The organism is Halostella salina (assembly GCF_003675855.1).
GTDB classification, from domain to species: domain Archaea; phylum Halobacteriota; class Halobacteria; order Halobacteriales; family Natronoarchaeaceae; genus Halostella; species Halostella salina.
On record NZ_RCIH01000001.1, the window covers coordinates 556037 to 567463 of the forward strand.

At 59.0% G+C, this 11427-nt stretch carries 9 protein-coding genes and 1 tRNA gene; 3 read left to right on the forward strand and 7 right to left on the reverse strand.

Annotated elements, in window-relative coordinates; all coding sequences use genetic code 11:
* Nucleotides 1-21: 21 nt before the first annotated feature.
* The 3 genes from rnhB to D8896_RS02955 all read right to left on the reverse strand — a co-directional run bounded on the left by rnhB (nt 22) and on the right by D8896_RS02955 (nt 2277).
* The gene (gene rnhB / locus D8896_RS02950) at nt 22-669 is read right to left on the reverse strand and encodes a ribonuclease HII (protein WP_121820572.1); all 648 of its coding nucleotides are present in this window, start codon (nt 667-669) and stop codon (nt 22-24) included.
* Between the two features lie 89 nt (nt 670-758).
* Nucleotides 759-887, reverse strand: coding sequence for a hypothetical protein (locus D8896_RS19965; RefSeq protein ID WP_259372639.1), 129 nt, complete (start codon nt 885-887; stop codon nt 759-761).
* Nucleotides 888-978: 91 nt separating this feature from the next.
* A complete protein-coding gene (locus D8896_RS02955; protein ID WP_121820573.1) occupies nt 979-2277 on the reverse strand; it encodes a tRNA pseudouridine(54/55) synthase Pus10 in 1299 nt (432 codons plus the stop codon).
* Nucleotides 2278-2367: 90 nt separating this feature from the next.
* Here D8896_RS02955 and trmY point away from each other — a divergent pair, with 90 nt between their 5' ends.
* Together trmY and D8896_RS02965 are read left to right on the forward strand one after the other, a co-directional pair.
* On the forward strand, nt 2368-2964 hold the full coding sequence (trmY, locus tag D8896_RS02960; RefSeq protein ID WP_121820574.1) for a tRNA (pseudouridine(54)-N(1))-methyltransferase TrmY: 597 nt from the start codon (nt 2368-2370) through the stop codon (nt 2962-2964).
* Nucleotides 2965-3053: 89 nt separating this feature from the next.
* Nucleotides 3054-3126, forward strand: a tRNA-Pro gene (locus tag D8896_RS02965).
* 439 nt (nt 3127-3565) lie between these two features.
* Here D8896_RS02965 and D8896_RS02970 read toward each other — a convergent pair.
* Entirely contained in the window at nt 3566-4138 is a 573-nt protein-coding gene (locus D8896_RS02970; protein ID WP_121820575.1) for a hypothetical protein, read from the reverse strand.
* A 628-nt stretch (nt 4139-4766) separates the two neighbouring features.
* Here D8896_RS02970 and D8896_RS02975 point away from each other — a divergent pair.
* The gene (locus tag D8896_RS02975; RefSeq protein ID WP_121820576.1) at nt 4767-5813 is read left to right on the forward strand and encodes a phospholipase D family protein; all 1047 of its coding nucleotides are present in this window, start codon (nt 4767-4769) and stop codon (nt 5811-5813) included.
* A gap of 26 nt (nt 5814-5839) precedes the next feature.
* On the opposite strand, the gene D8896_RS02980 is transcribed toward D8896_RS02975, so the two are convergent.
* The 3 genes from D8896_RS02980 to D8896_RS02990 all read right to left on the reverse strand — a co-directional run bounded on the left by D8896_RS02980 (nt 5840) and on the right by D8896_RS02990 (nt 10977).
* Nucleotides 5840-8782 (reverse strand): N-6 DNA methylase, encoded by a 2943-nt coding sequence (locus tag D8896_RS02980; RefSeq protein ID WP_121820577.1) that lies wholly within the window; start codon nt 8780-8782, stop codon nt 5840-5842.
* Nucleotides 8783-8918: 136 nt separating this feature from the next.
* Nucleotides 8919-10142, reverse strand: a complete 1224-nt coding sequence (locus tag D8896_RS02985; protein WP_121820578.1) for a hypothetical protein — start codon at nt 10140-10142, stop codon at nt 8919-8921.
* A 103-nt stretch (nt 10143-10245) separates the two neighbouring features.
* On the reverse strand, nt 10246-10977 hold the full coding sequence (locus tag D8896_RS02990) for a recombinase family protein (RefSeq protein WP_121820579.1): 732 nt from the start codon (nt 10975-10977) through the stop codon (nt 10246-10248).
* Nucleotides 10978-11427: the final 450 nt, after the last annotated feature.

Consider the following 11427-nt stretch of genomic DNA (forward strand, 5'->3'; position numbering starts at 1 on the left):
GCCGTCGCCGACTGCTCCCGATCAGAAGTCGTCCAGTCCCGACTGTTCTGCTGCCGCGAGAGCGTCCTCGCACGTCCCCCACGTCTCCCGCGCGAACGGTGGGAGTGCCCCGTTCTCGGCGACGTAGTCGGCCAGAAACTCGCGGGTGGTCGGGTCGCTCGGGTAGCCGCTGCCGACCGCGCCGAACTCGTCGCCGTAGCGCGCCATCTGGGCGTCGCGCTCGACTTTCGCCACGACGCTGGCCGCGCCGACGACCGCGTGGCGCTCGTCGGCTCCGTGTTCCGCCGTCAGGTCGACCGAGGCGGCCAGTTCGTCGGCAACCCGCCGTGCGAACCGCGCCTCGCTGGTGTCGCAGGCGTCGACGACGCCGCGCATGCCCTCGGCGGCGACCGCAGCGAGCGCCTCGGCCTGCGCGGCGACCGTGAGGGTGTTCATGTCCGTCTCGGGCGCGTCGATCCGGTCCGGCGGGACCTCCGCGACGCCGACCTGTACGCCGTCCGCATCGCGCAGTCGCCCGGCCAGTTCCTCGCGGCGTTCGGGGGCGAGCCGCTTTGAGTCGTCGACGCCGTCGGGCAGCGCGGCCGGGTCGTCGACCGCGACCGCCGCCGCGAACATCGACCCGAGCGCCGGCCCTCGGCCCGCCTCGTCAGCACCGAACACGCCGGTCATGGCCGCTTCTCGTCGGAGCGATGGAAAACCGTTTGCGGTTGCCGGCGCTGGCGAGCGGTCGACGTGCGCGAAAGAACGGGCGGGTTGACTCAGTCGTCGTCGGCGTGCGGGACTGCGGGTTCGCGGTCGGCGAGGTCCTCCCTCTCCTCGGCGTCTTCCTCGTCGGGTTCGTACGCGAGTTCGCGCTCGTGTTCGGTTATCTCATAGTGGTGGCACATCGGGCATCGCCCCGTGTGATGGTATGGCGTGACGCGCAAAAAGGTTCGGCCAGCGTCAGCGCCGTACCGCGCTCCCCCGGTTCCGCCCGGGCTACTCCCGGAGGTACTCGGGGTCGTCGAACGGTTCGTCCTCGCCCCGCACGTCGAGCACGTCCAGCGCCGTCACCTCGGCGTCGACGCCGAGCAGGTCGGCGAGGCTCGGCTCCGTGCGGCCGCCGTCGCCGCTGACGAGTTCCTTCACGTACAGCCCGCCCTCCCCGTGGAGTTCGAGGGTCGCGTGCGTCCCGTCGTCGAGTTCCGCCTCGATGTCGTACACCTCCCGAGTCCGGGTGACGCTCGCGCGGCGGTGGTCGACGCGCTCCGGGGTGAACTGCTCGACGGTCGCCCCGTCGAGGTCCGCGACGGCCTCGGCCAGCGCGTCCGGCGCGACGGCGTCCCCGAACGCAACGTCCATCCGGTAGGTCTTGCTCGCGTCGAGTTCCTTCACGCGCTCGACCATCTCGTGGGTCGCCAGCGCGAGGTGCCGGACCTCCGCCTTGCCGTCAGCGGCCTCGTTGATCCGTGCCTGCAGGTCGTCGGTGTCTGGACTCCGCCGCCCGGGCGCTTTCACTTCGACGACGAACGGGCGGCCCGATTCGAGCATCCGGGCGTCCACGTCCTCGCGCCCAGCGCCGTGGAAGACGGCCTCCTCGCCCTCCATCGCCTCGCGGACGTGGGGCGCGACCAGCTCCTCGACGCTCTCGTCGTACAGGTAGCCGCTGCCGCCGCAGTAGTCGCAGGGCTCCTCGCCGTCGTCGCCGAGCTGTTTCCCGCTGCCGCCGCACTCCCGGCAGGGCCACTCCGTCTGGGGGATGTCCCGCTGCAGCTTCCGGTAGCGCCCGTAGACGAACGCCGGGTTGACCTGCACCTCGACGTCGCCCTCGCGTTCGAGGTTCAACAGCGCCAGCACGTCCGGCCGGTCGAAGTCCACCTCGGTGTCGGTCAGCCGCCCGACGCGCTTGCCGACCTCGCGATTGAACTCGGATTTGAACGACTCGCCCGCGTCCTCGGGCAGGCCTGCTTCCTCGCGGAGCAGGCGCTCGTTCTCCTCGACCAGCGGCGGGACGCGCGTCCCGACCTGATACGTCCCGAACTCGACCCCATCGACGGCCTCGGCGACGCGTTCGGCCCACTCGTCGAACTGCCCGGCGTACCCCTCGCACACCCAGCAGTCGGCCGGGTCCGGGGCGTCGTAGTCCTCGTCGTCCGCCAGCGCGGCGGCCACCCGCAGGCCCTTGCCGCGCTCGGCGTTCGTCAGCCCGAAGCTCCGGTCCGCGAACGGCCGCCCCAGACAGGCGTCGCAGACCGGTCCCGCGTCGGCGACGGCGCGGGCGTCCTCGATAACGCTCATACCCGTGTGCAGACGGGGCGGCGGTAACTGCCTTGCCATTCGGCGGGCGGGATAGCCGACGCTATAACCCCGGCCCGCCACGGCTCCCGTATGCGCCAGTTCATCGTGCTGGGCCACGACGCCCCGACCACGGCCGACTTCGCGCTCGACGACATCACCGGCGGCGCGGGCCGCCTCGACGTGCTCTGTCGCTGTGTCAACAGCGCCTTCTTCCTCTCCCACGACATCCGCGAGGCCGTCCGCGTCCACCTCGTCCTCGCCGACGAGTTCACCGTCACCTTCGACGGCGCGGACCTCCGCCGGCTCAACCCCGACGAACGCTCCACCGCGGCGCTGGTCCGCGGCGCGCTGGAGCAACGCGAGGAGGCGATCGGCCACATGCCGGTCGAGACGAGTCCCGGCGTCTCGCTGACCCGCCGCGGCTTCGAGCCGGTGCTTTCCGAGGTCGCGAGCGAGAGCGCGGTCGTCCAGCTCCACGAGAACGGCGACCCGGTCGTCGACGTCGAACCGCCCGCAGACGCCGCGTTCGTCCTCTCGGACCACCACGACTTCGCCGACGACGAGGCCGACCTGCTGGCCGACGCCGCCGACCATCGCGTCCGGCTCGGTCCCGAGCGCCTGCACGCCGACCACGCGATCACCGTCGCACACAACTACCTCGACACCGGCGGCTTCGCCGAGTACTGAACGCCGGCGGCGAGGCCTCTCCACCGAGAACCGCCGGCCGTCGTCCGTTTCGCAACCGTTAAAAACGACCCCGCCATTGACTCATACGCGGGCCGGTGGGGTAGCTTGGTATCCTTCGGCCTTCGGGTGGCCGTAACCGCGATTCGAATTCGCGCCGGCCCACTTCTGCCCGTGTTTTCTGAAAGTCGAGGATAATCCCCGTATAGCTTGGGGTTCAGGTGTTCGTTCACCGGTTTGGGCTGGGAGAGTCGAACATGACTCATGTTGGCGGTGGCGCTTGCTGGCGGTTTTCAGAGAGTCGGCGTAGTGAAAGTGGGGGTTCGGTGGTTGTTGAGAAGTGGGTAACACTGAACCTGACCGCGGGCATGGGGTGCAGGGCTGCTACTCTGCGTTAACGGTGGTATGGTCGTACTGGCAGTCCGTGGTTTGTTCTGTTAGTGTCCTGTGTTCGCGCTCATTCACCGTGTTGACTCGGGGCGATAACATCACGCGGTCACTGTGGGCGGTAACATTTCTTGGTCACTGTGAGTGATCGCAGTGGGTGGCTGGGGAGGACACGGTTCCTGACCGCGCGGCGTTGACAAGAAAAGAGTCTCCGACGTCAGGGTTGAACGTCGCTACCAGCTGCGAATCCGAGTGTCATCTGGAACTCTTCGCGCGAGCTTATGTCCACGACTTCACCGTCGCTGTCGTCGCCGTCGTCAGCTTCGGCTTCGGCTTCGGCTTCGGCTTCGGCTTCGGCGTCCATGATATCCTGGATCGCCTTGTTCGTCGTCTCGCACGTCAGTGTCACCCATGGTTCATCGATCTTAGTCATTGAAGCGACGTCGCTCGCGTCCGCGCCGAGCGCGGAGCGAAGTATCGTCGCGTACACATCGCTGACCGGGAGTCCGTCCTGTTCTGCGAGGTTTTCAGCAGTCTTGGCGGCGTCGAAGGGCTTCACAGCGGTTTCGAGTGTGTCGGTGTCGTGTGCGGTCGTCTCGATCGTGTCGCCTCTGCTGATGTCCCGTAACAGCGCGCACGCGTCTACAGCGGCGGGGGCGAATGGTGTGTCGCGGGTGTGCTGGTCGGTGTGGTATATGCGGGCGTAGCGGTGTCCGTCGTGTCGGTCTGTGGTGACTATGTCGCCGATTTCGATGCGTACGAGTTGGTCGTGGTCGATATCGCTTGTCATCGTACGCGATACTAACCTGTGGTTGCGTTTAAAATATATCCACAAACGCGCGCTATAGCACTTCTACTGCACGTTATCGGCGGTATGGTCATGCTGACAGTCCACGGTTCGTACTGTTAGTGTCCTGTGTTCGTGCTCGCTTCCCGTGTTCGGTGGGGGCGATAACATTGCTCGGCCACTATGGACGATAACACTACGCGGCCACTGTGAGTGGGAACAGTGGGTGCTCACCGTGGGTGGTTGGGAAGAACACTGTTCCTGACCGCAGTTGTTGGGGGTACAGGGTTCCCACTCGTCGTTAACGAGTAGTATGGTCGTGCTGGCAGTGCGCGGTTCGTTCTGCCAGCGCCCTATGTTCGCGGTCGCTCCTCGTGTGGACTCGGGGCGATAACATTGCGTGGTCACTGTGGACGGGAACATTGCTTAGTCGCAGTGGGTGGCTGGGGAGAACACTGATCCTGACCGTCGGTGCCAGCTGCGAATCTGATTAGATCATCCAGTGCAAGGTTTGCTAAGGGGATAAATTAACGTCAATCAGGAATCGTGATGGATGACAGGAAAGATTAAGGGTCTAATCTGAGAACTGGCACTCCACGTGTGTCAAGAATAATGGTTGGGTGTTGTGGCTATGACGAATGACGTTTTTCTATCAGGGACCGGAACAACGACACTGGAAAAGCTGAACGCAATTCTTGAGGGTTCTGAAACGCTATTTTTCGCATCAGCCTACGTGACTCGGAAGGGTGTTGATGAAATCAGCAACTCACTCGAAGAGTATGAAGTTGACACATGCGGTGCAGTCTTCGGGTTAGATGGTTACGTGACAGAACCGAAAGCAATTGAAACTGCTCAGGAATTAGGGTGGGAAGTTCGTTTAGCCACTCGATCGGGTTACACGTTCCACCCAAAGATAGCACTTACAGGCGGTGATCCTCCAGATCCATTTTCAGATGGTGCTAACGCAGGCTATATTGGTTCTGCGAATTTCACAGGAGGTGGTTTAGACGGAAATATTGAAGCGGGGATGACCACTCAGGAGAAAGACGTACTATCGGGCTTGGAAGATATCGCCGACGAAATTTGTCGATTCGCGGATCCAGTTGGAGAGGTGGATTTGGAAAGTTATGCCAGTCGGTATGCGGAGGTTGCACGTGAGCGACCATCGAAATCTGAAACACCTGGTGTTGGGGAACTTTCTGCGACAGAAACAGGAACAGAGCCTGATGACTTTGAGGAGACGGAACCACCTAATGAAGCTACCTACGAGTCGATGCACGCTACGGCAGCGTGGGCCGGATTACAATCGTTTACTGGTGAATATACGTTCCAGCTAGAATTCCCACGGACGGCAGGGTTAGTCATACAACGGCTAACAGAGGATGCAGGTGAAGATGTGAACGTTCTGTGTTCTGATGGTGAAATCCGAGCAATGACGTACGCGTTCTATCCAGATAACGAGATGTTCCGGTTAAATATCCCCAATGAGGTTCCAGGTATTGAGACTGCGCGTGAAGACAAAAGCGGTATCGGTCTCGTCAGGACAAATGACTCACCAGACACGCCAATTCAATTAGAGATAATCAATGACGAAGCTGAAGCTACCGAAATAATCCGACGGTCAGTCAGAGAGGGTGCATGGGATCAAACCTCAACGCGTCTGTATGGTTGGTTTTAATCTACTAAACAGAGTCACCGTATTGGTCAGAAGGAATTCAGAGTCGTCTGATTCTCCCCGCCGTCTCCTAAACGCGTCGCACCAGGCAACTCAATGTCCCGTTCCTCCTCCTCACCAGTATCGACAAGCACCGCCGTCTCGTCACCGGCCCCGCGCTCACGCACTTCGACCAGTTGCTGCACTGCCTCTTGGATTTCGTCAACACGGTCATCGAGTCCCATCGGCTCCAACACAGCCTGATCCAACTCGTCACGGAACTCTTGCTCATCCTCCTCAGTCGCCGTTCGTTCATCGTCCAACCAGTCCGTCATCACGCGCTTAATCTCCGCCCGCTCCTCCTCACTGAACGCTCGCGGGTCCGGGACGTGCATCCGCTTCGCCTCACCGACAGTGAGTTCGTTCCGATTCATTCCCTGTCCCTGCTCAACCCGTCCCTCAATCTCACGGAACAAGGGGAATATCGAGGAGTTCATGATGCCAAGAACCACGTACGGGTCAACGTCCACGTCGTCGTGAACGTTAACCTCGTAGTTCCGCTGGTCTAACGGCATTTCAGCGGCGTTGTACAGCGTTCGCGCGTCGCGCCAGTACTCTTTCGGCAGGATAAGCTGCGGGCGTGGAAGTTCCCCGGCGTCGAACCATACCCGACCGGAGTTACTGACGCTCGCGCCGTCATGGACATCCTGCTCTTCTCCGTACTCGATGTACTGGATAAGGTCATCCCACCCGCGGTCTTCGAACTCGTCAAGAACGATTTCCTCGTCCGTCCGTTGCTGCATCAGGGACTTATCTGCGTTATCGAGGATTTCATCGACTTCCTCGCGTAAATCGAGGACATACCAGTGCGGGTCCTCCTCGTGTAGTTCGATGTAGTCTGTCGGGGAGATGTGCTTCAGGATCGGTGTTACGAACTGGTCATCAATCCCGAGTTCTTCGTACTCGTCCTCCTCCTCGAAGTAGAAATACGTGTTATTCCCTGTTTTCGTGCCGAATTTCACGTCTGCGAGGTCTCCGAGCGTGGTCATCCCGGGCTCCTTGAGGAGTTCCCAATAAATCGCGGGCGCGTACATGTACCGGTCCCACCGGTCGATGTTGTGTAGATTCCCTTGGCGGAACGTGGCGCGGCGATACTCGTTGTCGTCGTGTAGCGTCCCGGGTTCGTGGTCCTCTTCGATGATGTTGACAATTTCGTCCGGGTCGAACCGTTCCTTGATTAGAACCAGATCCGTCAGGTTCTGATTCCGTTCTTCTTCGTCGTCACACCGCTCCAGAACGGTGATGCACGTCCCGATGAGCGGGACATCGAACTGCTGAGTCTGAAAGTCGATGACCGCCTTAATCTTCGTGTTCTCCAGCATGAAGTCCTGCAGATCCTCGCCGTACCCGACGGTGAGCCACCGGGACGACGTGAGATAACCGAGTCGCCCCGGGTCACCGTCCGCCCCGTCGCTCAGGAACTGATACCCGTGGGTGAAGAAATAACAGTAAATGTCCGACCGGTCGTCAAGATCGATGCCTAACTCGTCCAAGTGCCCCCGTGCGTGAACGTCTTCAGCGATGTTCTCATGCCGGATATACGGCGGGTTCGCCACGACCGCGTCGATGTTCTGCGGAACGGTCCCGTCGTAACTGGCTGTTCCCCCGTTCGTCCCGACAGTCGCGCGTTCAGGGTCTTCAAACGGTGTTTGATCGGCGTGTACTCGGAAGAAGTCCTCAACTAAGACGTTCACATTGTGCGTCTCATGACCCATATCGCGGATTGCGAGGTTAATCGCGCACAAGTGAGCGGGGAACCGGTTGATGTCCACACCGAACACTTGGTCGAGGACCTCCTCGTGAACGTCTCCGCCCCCTTTCAGTTCCTCCAAACGGTTGTATGCCCCGACAAGGAACCCTCCCGTCCCCGCCCCAGGGTCAAGCACCGTGTCGTCCGGGTCGGTCACGGTGAGCTCGGTGACTAACGCAACGATCTCGTCCGGTGTGTAGTACTGCCCGAGTTCGTGTCGTTCCTCCGCCGGAATGATCTCCTCGTAAATCTTCCCGATGACGTCCGAATCGAACTTATCGAGATTGTACTCCTCAAGGTTCCCAAGTAGGTCTTCGACCTGTCGCTGCGCAGTGTCGGTGAGCGGCAGCGCATCGAAAATCGGGTCCTGCTCGTAGACAGCTTCGAAGTCCACGGCTTCAATCAGTTCATCGAACGTGTCACGGCGACGATCGCCGACTGCGAGGTCGTCAACGGACACGTCTGGGACGTCCACGTACGCGTCAGCGTTCTCAATCAGTTTGTAGAACACTAACTTATTCATCAACAGGTACGCGGCCTGTGAGCTGAACGTGGATCGGACACTGCCGGGTTCTTCGTCGTAACGGTCACTCCATCCTTGGTCGTCAACCCACGTTTCGAACTGGGATTCGAACTCAGTGTTATTGAGTTCCTCCAGTAACGCATCCGCGAATTCACCCTTAATGACATCGTGGAACGTCTTGAGACGGGTAACGAACGCATCGCGGTGCGGGTCCCATTCGATGACGTCCTGGTCAAGCGCGGCGAGTTGCTCTAAGAAGTGTGGGGCGAACGCGCCGATGTCAGTGATTTCGTACGCTCGGGTGCGTCGGTCCAACAGGTTCGTGCCCTGCTCGAACGTGCGGAAGAGAACTAAGTGGTCGCCGTTGTACGTGGCGAAGTACTCGGTTCCAAGGTGGAGGGCGTACCGTGCGGCTTGTTCGATGACCGGTTTGGCGTACGGGTCGATGTCACGGCTCGGTGTTCCCTCGGGTTCGCGTTTGGCTTCGATGACGCAGAAGGGTTGGCCGTCGGCTTCTACGACAAGGTCTGCGAACCCGTTGCTGACATGTTTCTCGGGCGTTACACCGGTGAATTCGATGCCGTGGTGGAGGGCGTCGTTTTCGACCGAGTTCGCCAAGTGTCTGTAGAGTTCTTGGACGATCTTGGCTTCCGAAGACATTTGATATGAGACACGACTCACTGTGTTGACTTAATACCACTTACCTTCGGTCACGGTCGTGGTTAGCGCGGTCGTTGACAGGAACGACGGTGTCGTTAGTACTGTACGTTCTGCAGCGCCTCCACAAACGGTTGGCCTATTGTGAATCCAATATCTCCGGATCCATGTTCTCCACTATCCGAAACGCGAAATCCGGAGACTGCAAAAACCGGAATTCGAGAACTTGCTCTGTTTGATGAAACGCCAACGCAATCCCAGTCAACAGGTCCCGCATCTTCTTCTGCTTATCCACCAAGTCTCCAAAACCAATCTCATTCTTCACACTCCGACTCCGACCGCGGGAATTATAGATTCGAACCACTCCGTCTTCATCATCAATATCATGGCTCATATGAGCTGGACCGCGGCGCAAATCCAACTCAACTGTTCCTACGAGATTCGAATATCCTTGCCGTTTCAAGAACCGAATCACATCAACAGTGTCACTCAGCTCTACAGACCCTGCTCCGTCCGCGTGTTGAATCGTTGCCGCGAGATCCCGTAACGGATCCCGTAGTAACTCAAAACACTGGTGGTACTCTTCAAGTATGCGTGGGAACGCTAACTCACTGTCAATAGTACCGCCACCGCCTGAAAACGCCCGCCACTCCTCACTGGTTTTCATCATAACATCACGCATCCGGGATACGATGAACTCGATATCTGAAATCGTCACATCGCGGTAATCCCGATAATCTGAGAACGCATCACCGCGCAAATACCCGTCTGAAAGTATCTCTTCCGTCAATTCGGAGAAGTTCTCGAACCGGGCCTGATTCTGTGGTAACTCCGTTTTGATTTCGTCAAACTGCTCCTTCGAATCCCGTAACTCCAAGTATTGGAGGGCGAGAACCTTGTGGTAGTTCTGAACGATTTTGATTAGGTTATCGTTCTCCAGATCAAGTTCGACTGCCGCATCAAGACCGTCAATGATGCTTAGTTTCGGAACATCTTCTTCTTCCTCCTGTAGCTGTTCCATGCCGATCTCGATGTTCGATCTGTCGGGGTCACCTCCACGAGGGACGAAATGTTCGATGTTATCGTAGTACCCTTCTGTGTCTCCGACTGGTGTTTCTGCTAAATCTATGAGTTTCTCCTCCCCTTGCCGGACGGTGCTTTTTATTGAGAATAATGCGATGACGAAATCGTGTTCTGTCCCGGCGATTTTGGTTTCCTCCCCATCTTCATCTTCGAACACAACTTCCCCGTATTCTTCGGGTTCTTGTCCACTCTGATCGATTTCTATGTTTAATTCGGTGACGTTGAGGTCGCCCTCGTGGTACAGTGTTTTCAACTGTTTATATGCTTCAGATCCCGTCATTCAGACTTGTTGAGATACTTGTCGCCACCGGTTAAGAAATCTCCCCTCGGATCGTTAAGACGGCTGTATAGGGACTTAGCAGAACACCGTTGACAAGATCGCGTCAGTCGTCGCCCGAACTGAGCGGTTCTAAGTTCTTCTCTCCGGCTTCGACCTTCGCCCGTTCGACCTTCCACACCGAGTTATCGAACTCAATCTCGTAGTTCTTCTCCGCGCGCTTCAGGATCGACTGGATGGATGACTGCTTCACACCGTAATACTCGGCTGTCGCCGTCTTCGGACGGCCTTTCTTGAGTTCGCGGATGAAGTTCTGCACCTTCGCGTACTCCTGCGGGTCCTGGTACAGGAACCCATCTTCATCGACGTCGTACCCGGCTGGCGGACGGCCTACGCGCTTCCCGTCGCGCCGGGCCTTGTCGATACCCTGCTGCACGCGATCGGCGATCATCCGTCGCTCCGCGTCTGCGAACACTATCATGAGGTTGAGTAGGAGGTCACCCATCCAGTCGTCGTTATCGACTGTGCTGATGGGTTGTTCTGTGCAGTGTAGGTCGATGTCCTTCTCGCGGAGTTCCTCAACGAAACTGGCGAGCTCACTGAACGAACGTCCTAACCGGTCGATCTCTGTGGTGACGACGACGTCGTACTGGTCGATGGTCTCCCGGAGCTGGTTGTACTGCTCGCGGGACATGCTCGCACCGGACTCGATGTCCACGTGCCACGCGACTTCACTGGTGTTGTAGTGTTGGAGGATCGATTCGCGCTGCCGGTCGTCGTCTTGGTCGTCTGTGCTGACACGGACATAACCGGCGACATTCTGGGGTGATTCCTGCATACCTACCTTAGTCGGTGTGTCCTTATCAAAAAAGTAGGATTCCTTGACGGTGCGGGAAACATTAGTTTCTCGTAACTCTCACCGTCGTAGTAGGAGTTCGGGACTAAAGGATGGGGAGGTGGGTTCGGACGGTCGGATCGGCGTACGTGCGTACGCACCTGAGTACGTACGCGACCACGTACATCGCTACGGACACAGCGACGTACGTTCGTACTCCCGTCCTCACGTACGGGTATGCGTCCATCTGCTCAAACCGACTGACGGGCGGGCGAGCAGATCATCTATTATGAATTGTACGGACACCCGGGATATCGGCGTGCTGCGTCGTGTCGCCCACCATGTTCCGCGACATTAGAGAAACGGCTACCCCAATGGGTTGTCCATTAGAACAGGTTAGTATCGAACACCGGAGTTTCGATGACAATTGGTGACGGAGATGAATACGGATAG